This window comes from Streptomyces sp. NPDC048211 (assembly GCF_043202315.1).
In the GTDB taxonomy this organism is placed as follows: domain Bacteria; phylum Actinomycetota; class Actinomycetes; order Streptomycetales; family Streptomycetaceae; genus Streptomyces.
Genome location: NZ_JBIDAD010000002.1, coordinates 399,621 through 422,169 on the forward strand (window position 1 = coordinate 399,621; position 22,549 = coordinate 422,169).

General features: G+C 71.5%; 19 protein-coding genes. 13 read left to right on the forward strand and 6 right to left on the reverse strand.

Features of this window, described 5'->3' with window-relative positions; genetic code table 11:
• Positions 1-16: 16 nt before the first annotated feature.
• From ACGFZA_RS08680 to ACGFZA_RS08705, 6 genes are read left to right on the forward strand one after another with little or no spacing between them, the layout of a single operon-like run.
• On the forward strand, positions 17-1,084 hold the full coding sequence (locus ACGFZA_RS08680) for an ABC transporter substrate-binding protein (protein WP_393678316.1): 1,068 nt from the start codon (positions 17-19) through the stop codon (positions 1,082-1,084).
• Positions 1,081-1,992 (forward strand): ABC transporter permease, encoded by a 912-nt coding sequence (locus ACGFZA_RS08685; protein ID WP_385273190.1) that lies wholly within the window; start codon positions 1,081-1,083, stop codon positions 1,990-1,992. The genes ACGFZA_RS08680 and ACGFZA_RS08685 overlap by 4 nt, the downstream gene beginning before the upstream one ends.
• A complete protein-coding gene (locus ACGFZA_RS08690) occupies positions 1,968-2,792 on the forward strand; it encodes an ABC transporter ATP-binding protein (RefSeq protein ID WP_385273187.1) in 825 nt (274 codons plus the stop codon). Before ACGFZA_RS08685 ends, ACGFZA_RS08690 begins: the two co-directional genes overlap by 25 nt.
• On the forward strand, positions 2,776-4,161 hold the full coding sequence (locus tag ACGFZA_RS08695; protein WP_385273184.1) for an LLM class flavin-dependent oxidoreductase: 1,386 nt from the start codon (positions 2,776-2,778) through the stop codon (positions 4,159-4,161). The genes ACGFZA_RS08690 and ACGFZA_RS08695 overlap by 17 nt, the downstream gene beginning before the upstream one ends.
• A complete protein-coding gene (locus tag ACGFZA_RS08700) occupies positions 4,158-7,991 on the forward strand; it encodes an ABC transporter ATP-binding protein (protein ID WP_393678320.1) in 3,834 nt (1,277 codons plus the stop codon). The genes ACGFZA_RS08695 and ACGFZA_RS08700 overlap by 4 nt, the downstream gene beginning before the upstream one ends.
• Positions 7,988-9,031 carry an aldo/keto reductase gene (locus ACGFZA_RS08705; RefSeq protein ID WP_385273178.1) on the forward strand — a complete coding sequence of 348 codons (1,044 nt, stop codon included), beginning with the start codon at positions 7,988-7,990 and terminating at the stop codon, positions 9,029-9,031. Before ACGFZA_RS08700 ends, ACGFZA_RS08705 begins: the two co-directional genes overlap by 4 nt.
• On the opposite strand, the gene ACGFZA_RS08710 is transcribed toward ACGFZA_RS08705, so the two are convergent.
• Complete coding sequence (locus tag ACGFZA_RS08710; protein ID WP_393678323.1) at positions 9,032-9,400, reverse strand: nuclear transport factor 2 family protein; 369 nt, start codon at positions 9,398-9,400, stop codon at positions 9,032-9,034. It lies immediately after the preceding gene.
• Between the two features lie 212 nt (positions 9,401-9,612).
• Positions 9,613-10,065 carry a DUF5709 domain-containing protein gene (locus ACGFZA_RS08715; protein WP_385273172.1) on the reverse strand — a complete coding sequence of 151 codons (453 nt, stop codon included), beginning with the start codon at positions 10,063-10,065 and terminating at the stop codon, positions 9,613-9,615.
• A 277-nt stretch (positions 10,066-10,342) separates the two neighbouring features.
• On the opposite strand from ACGFZA_RS08715, the gene ACGFZA_RS08720 reads away from it, so the two are divergent.
• The 3 genes from ACGFZA_RS08720 to ACGFZA_RS08730 all read left to right on the forward strand — a co-directional run bounded on the left by ACGFZA_RS08720 (position 10,343) and on the right by ACGFZA_RS08730 (position 12,647).
• On the forward strand, positions 10,343-10,573 hold the full coding sequence (locus ACGFZA_RS08720; RefSeq protein ID WP_385273169.1) for a DUF6296 family protein: 231 nt from the start codon (positions 10,343-10,345) through the stop codon (positions 10,571-10,573).
• Positions 10,574-10,695: 122 nt separating this feature from the next.
• Positions 10,696-11,961, forward strand: coding sequence for a CaiB/BaiF CoA transferase family protein (locus ACGFZA_RS08725; RefSeq protein ID WP_393678326.1), 1,266 nt, complete (start codon positions 10,696-10,698; stop codon positions 11,959-11,961).
• A 101-nt stretch (positions 11,962-12,062) separates the two neighbouring features.
• Positions 12,063-12,647, forward strand: a complete 585-nt coding sequence (locus ACGFZA_RS08730; protein WP_385273163.1) for a TerD family protein — start codon at positions 12,063-12,065, stop codon at positions 12,645-12,647.
• Positions 12,648-12,707: 60 nt separating this feature from the next.
• Here ACGFZA_RS08730 and ACGFZA_RS08735 read toward each other — a convergent pair whose 3' ends face one another.
• Positions 12,708-13,586, reverse strand: a complete 879-nt coding sequence (locus ACGFZA_RS08735; protein WP_393678328.1) for a DMT family transporter — start codon at positions 13,584-13,586, stop codon at positions 12,708-12,710.
• 163 nt (positions 13,587-13,749) lie between these two features.
• Here ACGFZA_RS08735 and ACGFZA_RS08740 point away from each other — a divergent pair, with 163 nt between their 5' ends.
• Entirely contained in the window at positions 13,750-14,907 is a 1,158-nt protein-coding gene (locus ACGFZA_RS08740) for a winged helix DNA-binding domain-containing protein (protein ID WP_393678330.1), read from the forward strand.
• Positions 14,908-14,909: 2 nt separating this feature from the next.
• Here ACGFZA_RS08740 and ACGFZA_RS08745 read toward each other — a convergent pair whose 3' ends face one another.
• On the reverse strand, positions 14,910-15,752 hold the full coding sequence (locus ACGFZA_RS08745) for a response regulator transcription factor (RefSeq protein ID WP_385273155.1): 843 nt from the start codon (positions 15,750-15,752) through the stop codon (positions 14,910-14,912).
• Between the two features lie 127 nt (positions 15,753-15,879).
• Between ACGFZA_RS08745 and ACGFZA_RS08750 the strand changes: the two genes are divergently transcribed.
• Complete coding sequence (locus ACGFZA_RS08750) at positions 15,880-17,556, forward strand: AMP-binding protein (RefSeq protein ID WP_393678333.1); 1,677 nt, start codon at positions 15,880-15,882, stop codon at positions 17,554-17,556.
• A complete protein-coding gene (locus ACGFZA_RS08755; protein WP_393678335.1) occupies positions 17,553-19,169 on the forward strand; it encodes an AMP-binding protein in 1,617 nt (538 codons plus the stop codon). Before ACGFZA_RS08750 ends, ACGFZA_RS08755 begins: the two co-directional genes overlap by 4 nt.
• Before the next feature lie 32 nt (positions 19,170-19,201).
• On the opposite strand, the gene ACGFZA_RS08760 is transcribed toward ACGFZA_RS08755, so the two are convergent.
• Together ACGFZA_RS08760 and ACGFZA_RS08765 are read right to left on the reverse strand one after the other, a co-directional pair.
• Complete coding sequence (locus tag ACGFZA_RS08760) at positions 19,202-19,459, reverse strand: hypothetical protein (protein WP_385273146.1); 258 nt, start codon at positions 19,457-19,459, stop codon at positions 19,202-19,204.
• 237 nt (positions 19,460-19,696) lie between these two features.
• The gene (locus ACGFZA_RS08765) at positions 19,697-20,419 is read right to left on the reverse strand and encodes a hypothetical protein (protein WP_385273143.1); all 723 of its coding nucleotides are present in this window, start codon (positions 20,417-20,419) and stop codon (positions 19,697-19,699) included.
• A 323-nt stretch (positions 20,420-20,742) separates the two neighbouring features.
• On the opposite strand from ACGFZA_RS08765, the gene gcl reads away from it, so the two are divergent.
• The gene (gene gcl / locus ACGFZA_RS08770; protein ID WP_385273140.1) at positions 20,743-22,518 is read left to right on the forward strand and encodes a glyoxylate carboligase; all 1,776 of its coding nucleotides are present in this window, start codon (positions 20,743-20,745) and stop codon (positions 22,516-22,518) included.
• Positions 22,519-22,549 lie beyond the last annotated feature (31 nt).

Below are 22,549 nucleotides of genomic sequence, written 5' to 3' on the forward strand. Positions count from 1 at the left end.
GGATCAGGAATTCACCATGGCACGCCACGACACATACCGGACCGTCGGCCGCAGGTCGTTTCTCGCGCTCGCCGGCGGGTCGGTCCTCGGCACCCTCGCCGCCTGCTCACCCCAGGTCAAAACAGCGGCAAGCGCCGAACCTTCCGGAAAACTCCCCTCGGGTGCGCCGCCGCCGGGTACGGAACTCTCCATAGCGGTCCGTTCGACGCAACTCCAGCTGAAGCCGGCCGGATTGCAGAAGGACCTTTCCTTCGACGTTTCCCAGTGGCCCAACCTGGGCGCCGGCCCCGATATCATCCAGGGGTTCCGGGCCCATTCCATCGACCTCGCGGTCAATGCCGGAATTCCGCCGATCCAGGCCCATGCCATCGGCGTCGGGGCGAAGATCGTCGCCGTGCAGGTGCGGAACCATCCCTCGTACGTCTTCGCGACCGCGCCCGGCTCGGACATCAGGTCCGTCGCCGACTTCCGCGGCAAGAAGATCGGCTTCTCCCAGGGACAGGCACAGGGCGTCGTCGTCCTGCGCGCACTGAAGCAGGCGGGCATCGCCAACAAGGACGTCGAGCTGGTGGCCCTGCCCAGCACACAGTTCCTCACCGCACTCCAGTCCAAACAGGTCGACGTGGCACCGCTCGGCGAACCGACCCTCACCAAGTACCTCACCCAGTACGGGAAGGACGGCGCGCACGGGGTGAAGACCGACGTCGTCGACCTGCTCACGGTCCTCTGGGCGCCCAACGAGGTGCTGAACGACCGGGCCAAGGCCGCCGCCGTCCGCAGCTTCATCCCGCTCTGGGCGCGCGGCACGACGTGGGCCTGGCAGAACAGTGACGAGTGGATCGACGCGTACTACGTCAAGGACCAGGGCGTCACCCAGGAGGACGGCAAGCGCATCGTCGCCTCGCTCCACAAGCCGCAGTTCCCGGTCAGCTGGGACAAGGCGATCGCGTGGGAGCAGGAGACCGCCGACCTGATGGCCGAGGGCGGCTTCGTGCCGGAGCAGGACGTCGCCGAACTGTTCGACCGCCGCTTCGAGGGGATCGCGGCCAGGGCCGTGGCCGCCCAGTACCGGGAGACGTCATGACCGAACTGCTGACGAACACCCGCACCGCAGGGCGTGCGCGTACGGCCGGCGTGCCACCGAGGAAGACCGGGGAACCGGCCGGCGGGCGGGTGTCCGCAACGGTGCCCGCCCCGCCCGCACCCCGCGCCACCCGCCGACGGCTCGGTCCCGGCCGTGCCATCCCCTTCGGGCGGCTGATCGGCCCGGTGCTGGTCGTCGCCCTGTGGTGGTTCGCCTCGGCCATCGGCTACCTCGACCCGCGGATCCTGTCCGGGCCCGGTACGGTCCTGTCCACCGCGTCCGATCTCCTCTCCAGCGGCCGGCTCCAGGACAACGTCCTCATCTCGCTCCAGCGCGCCGGACTCGGCCTGTTCTTCGGAGTGACCGCCGGGGTGCTCCTCGCCGTCGCCGCCGGACTCAGCCGCACCGGCGAATACCTCCTGGACGGGCCGCTCCAGATCAAGCGCGCCATCCCCTCCCTGGCCATGCTCCCGCTGCTGATCCTCTGGCTCGGCATCGGCGAGCAGATGAAGGTCACCGTCATCGCGCTCGGTGTCGCGGTGAACATGTACATCAACACGTACGCCTCGCTGACCGGCATCGACAGCAGGTACGTCGAGCTGGCCGAGGGACTCGACCTGAGCCGGGCGCAGTTCATCCGCAAGGTCGTCGTCCCCGGCTCGCTGCCCGGCTTCTTCGTCGGACTGCGCCTCGGCGTCACCGCTTCCTGGCTCGGACTGATCGTCGTCGAGCAGATCAACGCCACCAGCGGCATCGGCTACATGATGTTCCAGGCCCAGCAGTACGCCCAGTCCGACGTGATCATCGTGGGCCTGGTGGCCTACGGGATCTTCGGCTTCGCATCGGACGCGGCGGTACGCGCCGTCGAGAGGAAGGTCCTGTCATGGCGACGCACCCTGGCGGGCTGAACCCCGTCCGCGGGACCGGTACGGCGGCTGTCGCGGAACGCCCCGCCATCCGCACGAGGAAGCTGGTCCGCCGGTTCGGCGACCGCGACATCCTCAAGGAGCTCGACCTCACCGTCGCGCCGGGCGAGTTCACCGCACTGCTCGGCCGCAGCGGCTCCGGCAAGTCCACGCTGCTGCGGGCCGTGGCCCGGCTCGACCACACCGTCGAGGGCTCGGGCGAACTCAGCGTCCCCGACCGGGTCTCGCTCTCCTTCCAGGACTCCCGGCTGCTGCCCTGGCTCCGGGTGATCGACAACGTGGTCCTCGGGCTGCGCGGCTCCGCGACCCGTGAACGCGGCCTCACCGCACTCGCCGAGGTCGGCCTGGAGGGCCGCGACCGGTCCTGGCCGCACGAGCTCTCCGGCGGCGAGCAGCAGCGCGCCGCGCTGGCCCGCGCCCTGGTCCGCGAGCCCGAACTCCTGCTCGCGGACGAGCCGTTCGGCGCGCTGGACGCACTGACCCGGATCAAGATGCACGACCTGCTGCGCGAACTCTACGAACGCCACCGCCCCGCGGTCCTGCTGGTCACGCACGACGTCGACGAGGCCGTCGAACTCGCCGACCGGGTCCTCGTCCTGGAGGACGGCCGGATCTCCGTCGACCTCGCCGTCGACCTGCCCACTCCGCGCTCCCGCCGTGACCCCCGCTTCCAGGAGTACCGCGACACGCTGCTCACCGCCCTCGGTGTCGCACAGCCCCGCACCCCTGCCGAAGAGGCCGAAGAGGCCGAGAAGAAGGAATCCCATGCCCCGCACGCCTGACCGCAAGCCGCTCCACCTCAACGCCTTCCTCATGTCCACCGGCCACCACGAGGCGTCATGGCGACTGCCCGGCAGTCCGGCCGAGGCCAACTCCGACATCGAGCACTACAAGAACCTGGCCCGGATCGCCGAACGCGGACGACTCGACTCGCTGTTCCTCGCCGACAGCCCCGTCCTGATGGGCGACCCCGGCCGGCGTCCCGCCGCCAAGCTGGAGCCCACCGTCCTGCTCACCGCGCTGGCCGGGGCCACCCGCCACATCGGCCTCATCGCCACCGCGTCGACCAGCTACAACGAGCCGTACAACCTGGCCCGCCGGTTCGCCTCGCTCGACCATGTCTCGGGCGGCCGGGCCGGCTGGAACATCGTCACCACCGCGGGCGCCGACGCGGCCCGCAACTTCGGCCTCGACGACACCCCGCTGCACCACGACCGCTACCGGCGCGCCGGTGAGTTCGTCGAGGTGTCCACCAAGCTCTGGGACAGCTGGGCCGACGACGCCGTGATCGCCGACAAGGAACGCGGCGTGCACGCCCTGGCCGAACGGGTGCGGAAGATCGGGCACAGCGGCGAGTTCTTCCGCGTCGACGGCCCGCTGAACGTACAACGCCCGCCGCAGGGGTATCCCTTGCTCGTGCAGGCCGGGTCGAGCGAGGACGGCAAGGACTTCGCGGCCCGGTACGCGGAGGCGGTGTTCACCGCCCAGCAGACCCTGGAGGAAGGCATCGCCTTCTACAAGGACGTCAAGCAGCGGGCCGAGTCCATCGGCCGCAACCCCGACGGCATCAAGATCCTGCCCGGCATCGTGCCCGTCATCGGCGACACCGAGGCCGAGGCCCTGGCGCTGGACGCCGAACTGGAGAGCCTCATCGTCCCCGAGTACGCCAAGCGGCAGCTCGCCCGGACGCTGAGGATCGCCCCGGAGGACCTGGACCTGGACGCGGAACTCCCCGAGGACATCCCCACCGAGGACGAGATCGAGGGGGCCAAGAGCCGCTACACCCTCATCGTGGAGCTGGCCAGACGCGACAGGCTGACCGTGCGTCAGCTGATCGGGCGGCTCGGCGGCGGCCGGGGGCACCGCACCTTCGCCGGCACCGCCGAGCAGGTCGCCGACACCATCGAGCAGTGGTACGACAGCGGCGCCGCCGACGGCTTCAACATCATGCCGGCCGTCCTCCCCTCCGGCCTGGAGGTCTTCGTCGACCGAGTGGTCCCGATCCTCCAGGAACGCGGCCTGTTCCGCACCGAGTACACCGCGAGCACCCTGCGCGGGCACTACGGCCTGCCGCGCCCCGCCAACCGGCTCTTCGAGGAAGTCGACCGCAGCGCCGGTCACTTCGGCATCGGTCTGGCGGAGGCCCGGTGACGGACTGTCCGGCCCCGGAAACCGGTACGCCCCGGCAGCCGCCGCCCGGATGGGCGCGGCGGCTGCTGGGCTACTGCCTGCGGCACCGCACCGATCTGCTGCTCGCCTTCGGTGCCGCCATCCTCGCCGCGGTAGCCACCGCCACCCTGCCCCTCGTGCTGCGGCACGTGGTGGACGGGGTGGCGGCCGGCACCACCGCCTCGCTCGCCCCCTGGACCATGCTGCTCGCCGCACTCGGCGCCGTCCGCTTCGGCGCGAGCTTCACCCGCCGCTACCGCTCCGGCCGGCTCTCCCTCGGCGTGCAGTACGACCTCCGCAACGACGCGTTCGCCGCCCTGCTCCGGCTCGGCGGCGCCCAGCAGGACGACCTGCGCACCGGTCAGGTGGTCAGCCGGTCCATCTCGGACATCACCCTCATCCAGACCCTGCTGCAGTTCCTGCCCAACCTCACGGGCAACGCGCTGATGTTCCTGTTCTCCCTGGTCTTCATGGCGGTGCTGTCGCCGCTGCTGACCGTCGTGGCGCTCGTCGTCGGCCCGCTCCTCTGGCTGATCGCGCTGCGCAGCCGCCGCGACCTCTTCCCCGCCAACTGGCACGCCCAGCAGGAGGCCGCGGAGGTCGCCTCCACCGTCGAGGCGACCGTCACCGGCGTCCGCGTGGTCAAGGGCTTCGGCCAGGAGCAGCGCGAGCTCGCCGGACTCGAACAGCGTGCCCGCCACCTCTTCGCCTCGCGGTTGCGCGTCGTCCGCTTCACCAGCCGCTACAACCCCGCGCTCCAGGCGGTCCCCGCGCTCGGCCAGGTCGCCGTCCTCGCCCTCGGCGGCTGGATGGCCCTGCACGGCCGGATCTCGCTCGGCACCTTCCTCGCCTTCACCACCTACCTCGGCTCCTTCGTCACCCCGGTCCGCCAGGTGGCGACCCTCCTCACCGTCTGGCAGCAGGCCCGGGCAGGCGCCGAACGGGTCCTGGAGGTCGTCGACGAGGCGCCGGCCATCACCGACACCCCCCACGCCCGACAGCTGCCGGACGAGCCCCCGGCCATCGGCTGGCACGACGTCACCTTCGGGTACGGAGAATCCGCACCGCTCCTCAACGGCTTCACCCTGGACATCCGGCCCGGTGAGACCCTCGCCCTGATCGGCCCGGCCGGCTCCGGGAAGTCCACCGCCGCGGCCCTGCTGCCCCGCTTCTACGACGTACCGTCCGGCTCGGTACGGGTGGGCGGCCACGACGTCCGCGCTCTCGCCCTCGCCTCCCTGCGCTCCCGGATCGGCTACGTCTTCGAGGAGAGCCTGCTGCTCTCCGACACGGTGCGCGCCAACATCGCCTACGGGGTACCGGGCGCCACCGGCGAACAGGTCCGGGCAGCCGCTCGCATCGCCCGCGCCGACGAGTTCATCGAACGGCTCCCGCAGGGGTACGACACCGTCGTCGGCGAACAGGGACTCACCCTCTCCGGCGGCCAGCGCCAGCGCATCGCCCTGGCCCGCGCCCTGATCGGCGACCCGGCCGTGCTCGTCCTGGACGACGCCACGTCCGCCATCGACGCCCGGGTGGAGGCGGAGATCCACCACCGGCTGCGCCAGGACGACCGCCGCCGCACCACGCTGATCATCGCCCACCGCAGATCTACGCTGGAACTCGCCGACCGCGTCGCGATCCTCGACGGCGGCCGCATCACGGACACCGGGACACCGGCCGAACTCGCCGCCCGTTCCGCCCTGTTCCGCAGCCTCCTCGCGGCGGAGCCGGACCCCGTCCCGGACACCACGACCGCCCCCGGCGCCGGTACGGCCGCCGGCTGCCCCACCCCGCACCTGTGGCTGCGCCCCGAGGGAAGCGACGACGAACAGCTGGAGGGCACCGCCGTGCGGGCCGCCCAGGCCCTCGCGGAAGCGGCAGCGACCTCGGGACCCGGGCGCGCGGGTCCCGGAGGCGGCGTGCTCGGCTCCGCCCCGCCGAGTCCCGAACTGATCGCCGCACTGGCCAGGATCCCGCTGCCCGCCGCCGACCCCGAGGTGCCCACCGAACGGGCCGTCGCCGCCGAGGCGGACTTCGGCCTCGGCGCCCTGCTGCGGCCCTTCCGGCTGCCGCTGCTCCTCGGCCTGCTGCTCGTCGCGCTCGACGCCGCCGCCCAGATCGCCGTGCCGGTCCTGGTCCGGCAGGGTGTGGACCAGGGGGTGGCCCACCGGGCCGGGCATGTGCTGTTCGCCGCGGCCGCCGTGGCCGCGCTCGTGGTCGCCGTGAACTGGCTGATCGGGGTGGCCCAGGTCCGTACGACCGGGCGCACCGGAGAACGCCTCCTCTACACCCTGCGCGTGAAAACGTTCGCCCAGCTCCAGCGACTCGGCCTGGACTACTACGAACGCGAGCTCGGCGGCCGGATCATGACCCGGATGACCACCGACGTCGACGCCCTGTCGAACTTCCTGCAGACGGGCCTGATCACCGCCGTGGTGAGCCTGCTGACGGTCCTCGGCGTCCTCGTCAGCCTGCTGGTGATCGACGCGGAACTGGCCCTGGTGCTGCTCGCCGCACTGCCGCTGCTGATCGCCGCCACCGCGGTCTTCCGCCACTACTCCGTGCCCGCCTACCGCGAGGCCCGGGAACGGATCAGTGCCGTCAACGCCTGCCTCCAGGAGAACGTCACGGCGATCCGGGTCACCCAGGCCTTCCGCCGCGAAGCCCGCAACGCCGCCGGCTTCGCGGAACTGGCCCGGTCCTTCCGGGACTCCAGGCTGCGCGCCCAGCGCTACATGGGCACGTTCTTCCCGTTCGTCGAGTTCCTCGGCACGCTCTCCTCGGCAGCCGTACTCACGGTCGGCGCCGGACAGGTGCGCTCGGGGGAGCTGAGCGCCGGGACGCTCATCGCGTTCCTCCTCTACGTCGAGCTGTTCTTCTCGCCGATCCAGCAGCTCTCCCAGGTCTTCGACGGCTACCAGCAGGCCGTCGTCGGCCTCGGCCGGCTCCGCGGCCTGATGCTCACCCCCACGGGCACCCCGCCCGCGAAGGACGCCCGGCCGGTGTCCGCCCTGCGCGGCGAGGTCGAGTTCGACTCGGTGTCCTTCGGCTACGCGGGCGGTGGCGGCCAGGAAGTCCTGCACGGGGTCTCCCTGCGCATCGCGCCGGGCGAGACCGTCGCGCTGGTCGGTGCCACCGGCGCGGGCAAGTCGACCGTCGTGAAGCTCCTCGCCCGCTTCTACGACCCGTCCGCCGGGGCGGTCCGGGTGGACGGGCACGATCTGCGCGACCTCGACCTGCCCGGATTCCGCCGCAGGCTGGGCGTCGTCCCGCAGGAGGCTCACCTGTTCAGCGGCACCGTCCGCGACGCCATCGCCTACGGACGCCCCGACGCCACGGACACCGAGGTGGAGCGGGCGGCCCGCGCGGTCGGGGCGCACGAGATGGTCGCGGGCCTGCGGCTCGGCTACCTCCAGCCGGTGGGGGAGCGGGGCCGCAACCTCTCCGCAGGGCAGCGCCAGCTCCTCGCCCTGGCCCGCGCCGAACTCGTCGACCCGGACGTCCTGCTGCTCGACGAGGCCACCGCCTCACTCGACCTCGCGACCGAACGCAGGGTGGCAGCCGCGACGGAGGTGCTGGCCCGTCGCCGTACGACCGTCGTCGTCGCCCACCGGCTCACCACGGCCGTCCGCGCCGACCGGGTGGTGGTACTCGACGCGGGAACCGTCGTCGAGACCGGCACCCACACCGAACTGCTCGCCGCCCACGGCCCGTACCGGCGGCTGTGGGACGCCTTCCGGGAGACCGGCCACGCGACGCCGGTCGACCACCTGAATGTCAGTGAACTCGTCAAGGAGACCGCAGGATGACGGAGTACCGCGATTTCGGCCGCACGGGCGTCAAGGTCAGCCCCCTGTGCCTGGGCACCATGATGTTCGGCGCCCGGGGCAACCCCGACCACGACGACAGCATCCGGATCATCCACCACGCCCTGGACTCGGGCATCAACTTCGTCGACACCGCCGACGTGTACTCCGCCGGGGAGTCCGAGACGATCGTCGGAAAGGCGCTGGCCGGCGGGCGCCGCGACAACGTCGTGCTCGCCACCAAGTTCCACGGCAGCCTCGGCGCCGACCCCAACGAGCAGGGGAACTCCCGTCGTTGGATCATCCGGGAGGTGGAGAACAGTCTGCGCCGGCTCGGCACCGACTGGATCGACCTCTACCAGGTGCACCGGCCCGAACCCGGCACCGACTTCGACGAGACCCTCGGCGCTCTGTCCGACCTGGTCCACCAGGGCAAGATCCGCTACATCGGTACGTCCACCTTCGAACCGTCGGCCATCGTCGAGGGCCAGTGGACCGCGGAGCGCCGCGGCCGCGAACGCGTGGTCGCCGAGCAGCCCCCGTACTCGATCCTGGCCCGCGGCATCGAGCGCGAGGTGCTGCCCACGGCCCGGCGGTACGGCCTGGCGGTGCTCTCCTGGAGCCCGCTGGCCGGCGGCTGGCTCTCCGGCCGCTACCGCAAGGGGGCCGATCAGCCGGTGTCCAGCCGCGCCGAGCGGCAGGCCGAGCGGTTCGACATCGCGTCGTCCGAGAACACCGCCAAGCTCGACGCCGCCGAGGCACTCGCCCAGCTGGCCGACGAGGCCGGGCTGACCCTCGTCCAACTGGCCCTGGCCTTCGTGCTGGAGCACCCGGCGGTCACGTCCGCGATCATCGGCCCGCGGACCTTCGAGCAGCTGACGAGCCAGCTCGGCGCGGACCGGGTGCGGCTGAGCCAGGACGTGCTCGACCGGATCGACAAGATCGTCCCGCCGGGCACCAACCTCTCGTCCCGTGACGCCGGTTACCACCCGGCGGCCCTCACCGACCCGGCGCTGCGCCGTCGTTCGCGTCCGGGCGTGTAGTCAGGACGCCGGGACGCGGTCCAGGAAACCGCTGACCGAGCTGATCCGCCCGTCGGCGGCGAGCGTGACCACGTCCGAACCGGCGACGGGCGCCGAGCCGTCGGCCCCGGCGACCAGCTCCCAGCCGAAGCGGGCGAGGGAGTGGTGCCCGTCCACCGCCCCGTCCTGCCGGAACGCGAACCCGGGGAACTGCTGCTGTGCACCGCTGATCGCGGCGGCCAGCGCCTCGTGTCCCTGTACGTCGGCCAGCGGGTCGGTGTACGTGGCGTCCTCGGTGAACGCCGCGGCGACGGCCTTCTCCAGCTCCTCGGGGGTGGCGGCGTTCCAGGCGGCGAAGTAGCGCTGGACGGCGTCGTCGTAGGCGGTCATCGTGAGGTCCTCTCATCGGGCCCCGGCCGGTGGGCCGGGAGCGCTGTGCTCGTGAGGAACACGATGTCCGACGGGGGTGGAAGGCGTCGATTACCTCCGGGGTAAGGACGGGCCTGCGGGTACGCAGGTATGCGGGTCACGCGGCATTCGTGCAGGCATGAGGGCAGGACCGGCCGGCCTCAGCCGCAGCCACCCCGGCCCCGGAACCGTGTCTACCCCTGGCCGTCAGGGATGACGTGCATGGCCGCCTCCTCGGCGGACGCCCCGGCCCCGTCGATTCCGACGTCCTCGCCGGCCATGCTGTCCGGTTCGTTCAGATCCAGCTCCCGGGTGAGCCGGCCGGCGCGTGCGTCCCCGACCTCCGAGTCCCACGGCTCGCCGTCCCCGTCGGACACGTCCCCCACGCCGTCGCCGGACGGATCGGCGGACTCGGGCAGCTCCCGGGCCAGTCTGCCGTCCAGCGTCTCCCCGCTGAGCTGCTCGGAGGTGGTGGTGCCCCGGTCCTCCACCGCCCACGGCCGCTCGGGAGGCGAGTAGCCCTCGTCGAGAACGTCGGTGAGCTCCCGGTTGTCGAGGGTGTCCGCCTTGTCGAGCTGCTCGACGGGGTCGGAGGCCTCCGGCTGCTGGGGCTGGTACACATCGTCGCCCCGGTCGGCACCTTCCATGACGATTCCCTTCCCGGTGTCGGGGATCCCGGGTCATGCCTGCCGTACGACGCGGGCGCAAGCGGGCGCATCGTCCCGGTTGCCTTCGAACTTCCCATTCCCCTTCAGGATAGGCAGCCGGGGCCGGGGCCCGCACCGTGCGGCGGTGCGGGGGCGGGGACGGCCGGTGTGCGAGACGATGGAAGGTGCAGGCCGGACGGCGTGGACCGCGCAGACGGAGCCCGTCGTACGGACCGGCCGGCGCAGGCCGTCCGAAGGCCGTCGTGGAGAGGCCGTCATGGATTACCCGGAGAGCTATCAGCTGGTGTTTCAGTCGTCCGCCGTGGAGGACGACACGGTGACCGTCCGGCGGACCGCGCAGTCCGGGGCGGGCGGATACCCGGTCTACGAGGACGAGACCGGGATCGTCCGCGCGGAGATCAGCGAGCGCGGAGAGGTGCGCATGCTCGCCAGCGGCGGGCACCAGCTCCTCGGAACGCCCCTGGTGGTGCCGGAGCCGACCGTCTGAGCCGCCCGGCCCGCCCGCACGCTCCCGCGTCTGAGCCGCCCGGCCCGCCCGCACGCTCCCGCGTCTGAGCCGGCCGGCCCGCCCGCACGCTCCCGCGGCGACCGCCCCGGGAGTATGGGCGCATGACCGAACCGTTTCCGCTCCCGCTCGCGGGCATCACCGTCGTCAGCCTGGAACAGGCCGTCGCGGCGCCCTTCGCCACCCGTCAGCTGGCCGACCTCGGCGCCCGGGTCATCAAGGTCGAGCGCCCCGGCGGTGGGGACTTCGCCCGCCGCTACGACACGACCGTGCACGGTCAGGCCAGCTATTTCGTCTGGCTCAACCGCTCCAAGGAGTCCCTGACCCTGGACATCAAGGCACCCGAAGGACGCGAGATCCTCGACGAACTCATCGCAGGAGCAGATGTGTTCGTGCAGAACCTGGCCCCCGGCGCGGCGGACCGCACGGGTCTGGGCGCCGCGGCCCTCCAGGCCCGGCATCCCTCCCTCATCACCTGCACGGTCAGTGGCTACGGCACGAGCGGATCGTGGTCCGGACGCAAGGCGTACGACCTCCTGGTGCAGTGCCAGACAGGGCTGCTGTCGATCACGGGCTCACCCGACGAGCCCGCGCGCTCGGGCATCTCGGTCGCGGACATCGCCGGTGGGATGTACGCCTACAGCGGCATCCTGTCCGCCCTCTTCACGCGGGCCACCACGGGCCGGGCGCCCACGGTCGAGGTCTCCCTCTTCGACGCCCTCGCCGAGTGGATGAGCCAGCCCGCGTACTACACGCGCTACGGCGGGACCCAGCCGCCGCGGATCGGCGCGCAGCACGCCACGATCGCGCCGTACGGCCCGTTCACCGCCGCCGACGGCAAGGACGTGATGCTCTCCATCCAGAACGAGCGCGAGTGGGAGGCCCTGTGCGTCACCGTCCTCGGCCGCCCCGGTCTCGTCGACGACCCCCGGTTCGTCACCGGCTCCGACCGGGTCGCCCACCGCGAGGAGGTCAACGCCGTCGTCGCCGAACGGTTCGCGGACCTCGGCAGCGCGCAGGCCATGGAGCTCCTGGACCGGGCCGCCATCGCCAACGCCGGCGTGAACTCCGTCGTGGAATTCCTCAGCCATCCCGCGCTCGTCGAGCGTGACCGCTGGCGCGATATCTCCGTGCCCGGCGCCTCAGGCCCCGTACAGGCACTCCTGCCACCGGTGGATCTCGGCGGGGTCGGTCCGCGGATGGACCCGGTCCCGGCGGCGGGGCGGCACACCGGGCGGATTCTCGCCGACCTGGGCCGCAGCCGCTCCGACATCGAGGCGCTGTGTGCCCGGGGCATCGTGGAGACCGCAGAGCCTTATCACGAGGAAGCCTGCGACGACATCGTGCCGACGCAGGACAATTCGGTTTGAGTCGTCAAACACTTGGTCGAAATTTTGCCCCTGGTGGGCTGCTTCCGGAGGACACCAGGCACACTCAACCTGTAGGAATCTCGCCACGAAGAGGATCACGCATGATCACGTTGAAGAAGGAAGACGGCCCGGCGGATCTGGACGGGGTCACCCACCTGTCCATCGGGGTGTCCTGGGACCCCACGGTCGGTGCCAGTGGCGGGCTGATGGGGAAGCTGCGTCAGAAGAAGGGCACCGACCTCGACCTCATCGCCATCGCGATGCAGGGCGCGGAGCCCGTCCGGCTGGCCGGCCTCGACTCCCTGGACCCGCTGGGCAACGGCTCGCTGCTGCACAGCGGCGACAACCAGACCGGGCACGGTGACGGCGACGACGAGACCGTGACCGTCGACTTCGCCCGCGTGCCCACGAACATCACGTCCATCGTCTTCATCGCCGCCGCGTACAAGAAGCACAGCTCCTTCCAGAGCGCGCGCAACATCAGCTTCAAGGTGTACGACGCGACGGGCGGCAGCTCCCAGCAGGTCGCCGACATCTGGCCGAGCCTGCTCAGCAACGACAACGGCTGCGCCGTGGCCAAGGCCATGCGGGCCGGCGGCAGCTGGAAGCTCGAGGTGATCAACGAGACGGGGAAGATCAAGCAGGGCGACGAGCAGGCCCTGATGCGCTTCGCGGTCAGCAAGTAGTCACCGGCCGCGGGCAGGCGCCCGGAGTGAGCGCCCCGGCCCCGGTCCGTACGCGGCGTTTCAGTCGACCCGCCGCGTACGGGCCGGGGCCGTCGCGTTCCCGGAGGCCAGGGGCGAGCGGGCCAGTTCCACGCAGCCCGCGGCGATCAGGCCGAGCGCCAGCAGTTCCGGAAACAGCCACCAGCCGGTGCGCAGGTCCTCGCCGAACAGGGTGACCCCGTACAGGATGCTGATCAGGGCGTCGCCCAGGGTCAGACACGGCTGGACCGCGACCAGCGTGCCCGCCTGCAGCGCGTTCTGCAGGAGGAACAACGCGCCGACGCCCGCCACCGCGGTGGCATAGAGCTGCCAGGACGTGAACAGCGCCGCCACCCCGCCGTTGTCGAGCCGGGCCATGGCGTCCTTCATCAGGGCGGCGGTGAGCGCGTACGCACAGGCGGCGGCCAGCCCCAGCAGCGCCGCGCGGGGATTGCCGCGGGTGGCCAGGGCGCCGCCGATCAGCGCCGCCTCGAACAGCCCCGTCAGGATCAGCGCCGGAACCCACGCCGCCCCGTGCACCGTGGCGCTGCCGCCGCCCGGAGCGGCCGACGCCATGCCGAGGGCCAGTCCCAGCGTCACGGCGGCCACCCCGAACCACACGGGCCGGGGCAGCCGCACCCGCATCACGAAGCTCGCCATCAGGAGCGTCGCCGGCAGCTCGATCACGAAGATCGGCTGGACCACCGCGATCGGCCCGGTGGCCAGCGCCACGGCCTGGCAGACGGCCGCGACGATCACCAGGCCGATGCCGGCCAGCCACACCTTCTGGCGCAGCAGATGGCCGATCAGTGACAGCCTCATCGCCTCGCTGTCGGGGGCGGTGCTCGCGGCGCGGCGCTGGAGTACGGAGGCCGCGCCGTTGCTGAGCGCGGTCAGGACGGCGAACAGGACGCTGATCACCGGACCATGATGCGGGTGCCCGCCACGCAATGCGGGAACCCGTCGGCAGCGGCATGGCGCAGGTCGCACCCGAGCCGTCATCAGGACAGAACGGCATGGCGCGGAACGCACCGAGCCGTCATCAGGACAGAAACTGACCGCATGGCCGCGTAGCGTGCCGTCCATGGCTGTGAAGAAGAAGACCTCCGCCGCCGCCCCGGGCGCCGTGCTCTCGCCGCGGGCCCTGGGGCGCGCGACCCTGGAGCGCCAGCTCCTGCTGCGGCGCACGCCGATGAGCGCCGAGGACGCCGTCCGGCATCTCGTCGGCCTCCAGGCGCAGAACACCAAGCCGCCGTACTTCCAGCTCCTCGCCCGGCTGGCGGGATTCGCACCGGGCCGGCTCGCCGCGCTGATGGAATCGCGCCGGGTCGTCCGCATCGTCACCCTGCGCTCCACCATCCACACCCACACCGCCGACGACGCCCTGACCCTGCGGCCCCTCGTCCAGGAGGCCCGCGACCGGGAACTCAGGAACTTCCGGAAGGGTCTCGTGGGAGTGGACCCGGACCGGCTCCGCGACCTCAGCAGGGCGTACGTCGAGGAAGCGCCCCGTACCCCGAAGGAGATCCGCGAAAGGCTGCTCACCGAGTGGCCCGACGCGGACCCGCAGGCGCTGAGCACGGCCGCCCGCTGTCTGCTGCCGCTCGTCCAGACCACCCCGCGCGGCGTGTGGGGAAAGAGCGGCCAGGTCGCGCTGACCACCGCGGAGCACTGGCTCGGCAGGCCCTCCGAACCGGTTCCGGCGCCCGACGCCACCGTGCTGCGCTATCTCGCCGCCTTCGGGCCCGCTTCGGTCAAGGACATGCAGTCCTGGGCCGGGCTGACCCGGATGCGGGAGGTCTTCGAACGGCTCCGCCCGCAGCTGGTCACCTTCCGCGACGGGAACGGCGTCGAGCTCTTCGACCTGCCCGACGCCCCGCGCCCCGCCGAGGACACCCCCGCCCCGCCGCGCTTCCTGCCCGAGTTCGACAACGTCCTGCTCGGGCACGCGGACCGGACCCGTGTGATTCCGCCGCCGCTCAAGGGACGCAACGGGGTGGGGAACCAGGCGTACGGCAGCGTGCTCGTCGACGGGTTCCTCGCGGCGATCTGGCGACTTGAGGACGGCGGGGCCGGTGCGCCGCCGGCGGTCACCGTGCAGGAGCTGCGCCCGTTCACCGCAGCCGAGCGGGACGAGGTCACGGACGAGGCCGTGTCCCTGCTCTCCGTGATGACGGAGGCGACCGCCGACGGCAGCGGCGCCGACGTCCGCTTCGCGTCGTTCATCGACTTCGACCGCTGAACCTACGGCAGCAGCCCCGCCCGCCGGGCCGCGACGACCGCTTCCAGCCGGGTGTGCGCACCGAGCTTGCGCATCGCCGAGCGCAGATAGCCCTTCACCGTCTCCGGCCGCAGCCCGAGCCGGTCCGCCGCCACCGCGTTCGTCGCGCCCGAGGCCACACAGGCGAGGACGTCCACCTCGCGCGGCGCCAGCTGGAACCCGCGTGGTCCGGGCTCCCGGGCACCCGCCGCCGAGGCGAGCCGCCCGCACACCGCGAGCAGCTCGTCGCGCAGGGCCGGGTCGAGGACCTTCGGCGCGAGGGCGCGCAGCTCGCGGTGCGCCTCCCGGACGTCCTCCCACGCCCCGGGTACGGCGCGGGGGTCGGTGACCTCGTCCCGGGTCGCGGCGAGCAGCTGCTGCACCTCGTCCCGGACGGCCAGCGCCTGTTCCACGTCACGGGCCGCCGCGACCGCCGCGTCGAACGTACGGTCCCCGAGCGTGAGGGGCTCGCGCAGCGCCCCGTACAGGACACCCCGCACCTTGCGGCGTACGACGACGGGCACAGCGACCACCGAACGCAGGCCCTCCGCGGCCACCGCCGTGTCGTACTCGTGGCTGATGTGGCGCGAGGAGTGGTAGTCGGTCACCGCACACGGGCGCGACAAGGCGATCGACTTGCCGCCGAGTCCGCTGCCGGCCGAGATCACGAGCCCGCGCAACGCCGTGGTGTGCGCCCCGTTCAGCTCCGCGATCCTGGCGTGGCGGGTGTCGGAGAGCAGCCCGCCGAAGGCCACGGGCAGCCCGCTCGTCCGGCGCAGCCGCAACAGCGCCGCTTGCATCTCGACCGCATCGACCGATTCCGGCACGCTGACGCCTCTCCGCCCGGCTCCGGGGAACACATCGTCCCCCAAGGCACCCCCGTTCGGGGGTGGTGAGACCTGGGTCACTGTTTACATGATGTCAGGAGCGTCCGGTCCGCAATGAGGAGGGCACATGTCGGCGACCAGTGCGACGGAGACGTTCCGGGCTGCCCGGGACTTTCTGCTTCGGCACCGCGAGGACTACACCGCGGCCTACGAGGGCTTCCGGTGGCCCCGCAGCGATCACTTCAACTGGGCGCTCGACTGGTTCGACGTCATCGCCGAGAACAACGACCGCACCGCCCTGCACATCGTGGAGGAGGACGGCGGCCGCAGCGAGACGTCCTTCGCCCGGATGTCCGCCCGCTCCAACCAGGCGGCGAACTGGCTGCGCGCCCAGGGCGTGCGCGAGGGCGACCGCATCCTCGTCATGCTCGGCAACCAGACCGAGCTCTGGGAGACCGCTCTCGCCGCGATGAAGCTGCGCGCCGTCGTGATCCCCGCGACGCCGCTCCTGGGCCCCGTCGACCTGCGCGACCGGGTGGAGCGCGGCAAGGTGCGGCACGTCCTGGTCCGCGACACCGACACCGCCAAGTTCGACGAGGTGCCCGGCCGCTACACCCGGATCTCCGTCGGCGCCGAGACCGAGGGCTGGATCTCGTACGCCGGGGCCGACGCGCAGCCGGAGACCTTCACGGCGGACCGCGAGACCGACGCCGACGAACCGCTGATGCTCTACTTCACCTCGGGCACCACCGCCAGCCCCAAGCTCGTCGAGCACACCCATGTCACCTACCCCGTGGGCCACCTCTCGACGATGTACTGGATCGGTCTCAAGCCGGGCGACGTCCACCTCAACATCTCCTCGCCCGGCTGGGCCAAGCACGCCTGGTCCAACCTCTTCGCCCCGTGGAGCGCCGAGGCGACCGTCTTCATCTTCAACTACAACCGCTTCGACGCCGGCCGTCTGATGGCCGAGATGGACCGCTCGGGCGTCACCAGCTTCTGCGCCCCGCCCACCGTCTGGCGCATGCTCATCCAGGCCGACCTCTCCCAGCTGACGACCCCGCCGCGCGAGGTCGTCGCGGCGGGCGAACCGCTGAACCCCGAGGTCATCGAGACGGTCCGGCGCGCCTGGGGTGTCACCATCCGCGACGGCTTCGGACAGACGGAGACCTCCGTCCAGGTCGCCAACACCCCCGGCCAGGTCCTGAAGGTCGGTTCGATGGGACGCCCCAGCCCGGGGTTCAAGGTGGTCCTCCTCGACCCGGTCAGCGGTGAGCCCGGCGCCGTCGAGGGCGAGATCTCGCTCGACCTGTCGGCCCACCCGGTCGGCCTGATGACCGGATACCACGGCGATCCGGAGCGGACCGCCGAGGCCATGGCAGGCGGTTACTACCGCACCGGCGACATCGGCTCCCGCGACGCCGACGGCTACATCACCTACGTCGGCCGGGCCGACGACGTCTTCAAGGCATCCGACTACAAGATCTCGCCGTTCGAGCTGGAGAGCGCCCTGCTCGAACACGAGGCGGTCGCCGAGGCGGCGGTCGTGCCGGCCCCCGACCCGGTGCGGTTCGCCGTCCCGAAGGCGTACATCGTGCTCGCCGAGGGCTGGGAGCCCGGACCGGACACCGCCAAGGTGCTCTTCGCCCACTCCCGGGCCGTGCTCGCCCCGTACAAGCGGGTCCGCCGACTGGAGTTCGCCGAACTGCCCAAGACCGTCTCGGGAAAGATCCGCCGTATCGAGCTGCGCGAGCGCACGGCCCAGGGAGCCGGAACCGAGTACAGCGAGGGGGACCTCACATGACCGGACTGTCCTACGCGCACGGCACCGGCGCCACCCCTCTGCTCGGCGACACCATCGGCCGCAACCTCGACCGGGCGGTCCGGGCCCATCCCGGCCGCGAGGCGCTCGTCGACGTGCCGTCCGGGCGGCGCTGGACGTACGCGGAGTTCGGCGCGGCCGTCGAGGAACTGGCCCGCGCGCTGATGGCCTCGGGAGTGGAGCAGGGGGACCGGGTCGGCATCTGGGCGGTCAACTGCCCCGAGTGGGTGCTCGTCCAGTACGCGACCGCGCGCATCGGCGCCGTCATGGTCAACATCAACCCCGCGTACCGGGCGCACGAGCTGGAGTACGTACTCGAGCAGGCCGGGGTCTCCCTCCTGGTCGCCTCGCTCGCGCACCGCACCAGCGACTACCGGGCCCTGGTCGAACAGGTCCGGGCGAACTGCCCCGCCCTGCACGCCGTGCACTACATCGGCGACCGCTCCTGGGACGAACTGCTCGCCGTCTCCGGTTCGGTGACCGCGGAGCAACTCGCCGCCCGCGAGGCCGGACTGTCCTGCGACGACCCGATCAACATCCAGTACACCTCCGGCACGACCGGCTTCCCCAAAGGGGCCACGCTCTCCCACCACAGCATCCTCAACAACGGCTACTTCGTAGGGGAGTTGGTCGCCTACACCGAACAGGACCGGGTCTGTCTGCCGGTGCCGTTCTACCACTGCTTCGGCATGGTCATGGGCAACCTCGGCATCACCTCGCACGGCGCCTGCATCGTGATCCCGGCCCCGGCGTTCGAACCCGCGGCCGTCCTCGCCGCCGTCCAGCAGGAGCGCTGCACCTCGCTGTACGGGGTCCCCACGATGTTCATCGCCGAGCTGAACCTCCCGGATTTCGCCTCGTACGACCTCTCCTCGCTGCGCACCGGCATCATGGCCGGATCGCCCTGCCCCGTCGAGGTGATGAAGCGCGTCGTCGCCGAGATGCACATGGACGAGGTGTCCATCTGCTACGGCATGACGGAGACCTCACCGGTCTCCACGCAGACCCGCCGCGACGACGACCTGGAACGCCGGACCGGCACGGTCGGGCGGGTGATGCCGCACATCGAGGTCAAGGTCGTCGATCCGGCGACGGGCGTGACGCTGGAGCGCGGGGTGTCGGGCGAACTGTGCACCCGCGGCTACAGCGTGATGCTCGGGTACTGGGAGCAGCCCGAGCGGACCGCCGAGGCGATCGACGCGGGGCGCTGGATGCACACCGGGGACCTCGCGGTGATGCGCGAGGACGGCTACGTGCAGATCGTCGGCCGGATCAAGGACGTGATCATCCGCGGTGGCGAGAACGTGTACCCGCGGGAGGTCGAGGAGTTCCTCCACGCCCATCCGAAGATCGCCGATGTGCAGGTGGTGGGGGTGGCGGACGAGCGGTACGGCGAGGAGATCCTGGCCTGTGTCATCCCCGCAGATCCGGCGGACCCGCCGAGCCTGGAGGAGATCAGGTCCTTCTGTCACGAGCGGCTGGCGCACTACAAGGTCCCGCGCCTGCTCCGGATCATGGAGACCTTCCCGATGACGGTCAGCGGGAAGGTCCGGAAGATCGAGCTGAGGGAGAACTACGGCCGGCAGACGGCCTGAGCGGGGCGTCGAGGTGCGACGCCGGGGCGCGGTCAGGCGGCTTCGATGATGTCGCCTGCGGTGCCCTGGGTCGCGGCCGCCCATTCGATCAGGAGCACCTCGTAGGCCGCGGACTCCACGGGGGACCAGTCCTGGCCGGCCCGCGCGTCCACGAGCGCGCGGATCGCCTCGTTCGCCTCGACGGCGGCGGGGTGGGCCGGCTGTGCGGGAAAGGTGCTCGGCGCGTCAGTCGCCGGTGTCGCGGGTCTGGAAGATGTCGCGGGTGGAGAAAGTCGTGGAGTTAAGACCATGCGCACCACTGTAGGCCCCGCCGCTGACATCGGACCGAACATCTGTGGCCCCTGGCTCGAACGTGACCGATAGCACTCACTGTGGCCGGTCGGTTTCTGTGAGGTGCGGCACGTCGCGCCGCATACGGACCCGGGGTCACCGGTACAGGGCGTGTTCCGCCTCCTCGGCGCGAAGCGCGCAGCCCGTCGGTGAGGCCGGACGCGGCCAGGACGCGGAAGGCGGTTGCTCCGCCGGGCTCAGGCACCCGTGCTGAGCAGTTCGTCCGCCGGGCTGTTCACCGGCTGCGGAGTCCCGGTGAGGTCCATGACGAACAGGGGAATGCCGAGCCCGTCCGCCCGCTCCCTGGCATCGGGCGCGTACCCGGCGAGGGAGAAGAACACGCTGGAGACGGCTGTGGTGAGCCCGTTGAGCCACAGGCATTCGACATCGCGCAGTGCGGTCGGCCGGGTGGTGGAGTCGACCTGGGCGATGAGTCCGGCCGCCCGCAGGTCGATCCGGGACGCCGGGCGTTCCGCGGGCTGTACGACGTCGCGGTAGCCCAGCCACTTCAGGTACAGCGCGGCGGCGCCCACCGCGTCCCGCGCGGTACGGATCGTCAGTGGCCGGAATGCGGGCCTCGGGGCCGGAGCCGTACGCGGCAGCGGTATGTGCGAAGGCCGCGTGGACCGGGGCGCCGAACCGCCCGCGCGGCCGGGAGCCGCCACCGGCCGGACCGGGATCCGCAGCACGGTCCCGCACGGGCAGCAGAGCTCGGGCTGCGGCCACTGGTCGTGCCGCCCGCAGCCGCGGCAGCGCACGGTCACCCAGTCGTCGTTCCAGGTGCGATGGGTGATCGGCGTGACAGGACCGCCGCGCAGCAGGGGCGGGGCGGTCGGTGCGCCGCACGGACACGGGTAGACGGGTGTGACGTACGCGTGGTCACGGCGGCAGGCCGGGCACCGTACCGGCACTGATTCCACCCTCGGACTCCTTCCGGCCCACGGATCACGGCCCACGGATCGCCGCTCACGGGCATGCGGCAGGCCCACGGGATCCGGGCCGCTCCGCTCCGTACCCCCATGCTCCACCAAGAGCGAGGCCCGGGGGAGGGACTTGGGGTAGTTCGCGGGGCCTGTCCGCGCTGTGGCGCCCCGGGCCGCCTCTCTTGACGGCTGTCCGGTCGCACTTTAGATTTGCTTCCGTATAGCAGAATCAAACTTCCGTCATGCGGAATTGGTGCTCTCAGGTGGCGCGACAGAGCCCGACTCCACCCAGGTCCGAGCAGGAGCACTCAATGCCTCGAATGACCGCTGCCCGAGCGGCAGTTGAGATCCTCAAGCGCGAAGGCGTCAGCAACGCGTTCGGTGTGCCGGGCGCGGCGATCAACCCCTTCTACGCGGCCCTCAAGGCCTCCGGCGGGGTCCATCACACGCTCGCCCGCCACGTCGAGGGCGCCTCCCACATGGCCGAGGGCTACACCCGGGCCCGCCCGGGGAACATCGGCGTCTGCATCGGCACGTCGGGCCCGGCCGGCACCGACATGATCACCGGCCTCTACTCCGCCATCGCGGACTCGATCCCGATCCTGTGCATCACCGGCCAGGCCCCGACCGCGGTGCTCCACAAGGAGGACTTCCAGGCGGTGGACATCGCCTCGATCGCGAAGCCGGTCACCAAGGCCGCCACCACCGTCCTGGAGGCCGCGCAGGTCCCCGGCGTCTTCCAGCAGGCCTTCCACCTGATGCGCACCGGCCGTCCCGGCCCGGTCCTCATCGACCTGCCGATCGACGTGCAGCTCACCGAGATCGAGTTCGACCCCGACCTGTACGAGCCGCTGCCGGTCCACAAGCCCGCCGCCTCGCGCAAGCAGATCGAGCGCGCGGTCGAGATGCTGAACGCCTCCGAGCGCCCGCTGCTCGTCGCGGGTGGCGGCATCATCAACGCCGACGCCTCCGAACTCCTGGTGGAGTTCGCCGAGTTGACCGGCGTCCCGGTCGTCCCGACCCTGATGGGCTGGGGCATCATCGCCGACGACCACGAGCTCAACGCTGGCATGGTGGGCCTCCAGACCTCGCACCGCTACGGCAACGCGAACTTCCTGGAGTCGGACTTCGTCCTCGGTATCGGCAACCGCTGGGCCAACCGGCACACCGGCAAGCTGGACGTCTACACGAAGGGCCGGACGTTCGTCCACGTCGACATCGAGCCCACCCAGCTGGGCAAGATCTTCGCCCCCGATCTCGGCATCGCCTCCGACGCCAAGGCCGCGCTCGGACTGTTCGTCGAGGTGGCGCGCGAGCTGAAGGAGGCCGGCCGGCTGAAGGACCGCTCGCAGTGGGCCGCGTCCACGCAGGAGCGCAAGGCCACGCTCCAGCGGCGTACGCACTTCGACAACGTCCCGCTGAAGCCGCAGCGTGTGTACGAGGAGATGAACAGGGCGTTCGGCCCCGAGACCCGGTACGTCACCACGATCGGCCTCTCGCAGATCGCCGGCGCGCAGATGCTGCACGTCTACCGTCCGCGCCACTGGATCAACTGCGGCCAGGCGGGCCCGCTCGGCTGGACGATCCCGGCCGCGCTGGGCGTCGCGACGGCCGACCCCGAGGGCTCCGTCGTCGCGCTCTCCGGTGACTACGACTTCCAGTTCATGCTGGAGGAGCTCGCGGTCGGCGCGCAGCACCGCATCCCGTACGTGCACGTCCTGGTGAACAACTCCTACCTGGGGCTCATCCGCCAGGCGCAGCGCAACTTCGACATCGACTTCCAGGTCAACCTGGAGTTCGAGAACCTCAACTCCCCGGAGCTGGGCGTCTACGGCGTGGACCACGTCAAGGTCGTCGAGGGCCTGGGCTGCAAGGCGATCCGGGTCACCGAGCCGGACCAGCTCCTGCCGGCCTTCGAGGAGGCCAAGAAGCTGGCGGCGGAGTTCCGGGTGCCGGTGGTCGTCGAGGCGATCCTGGAGCGGGTCACGAACATCGCGATGAGCGGTACGGACATCGCGTCGGTCAACGAGTTCGAGGACGTGGCGACGGAACCGGGCCACGCCCCGACGGCGATCCGGCCGTTCGCGCAGGCCTGAGTCCGCCGGGCCTGCGGGCCCGTTCGCGAAG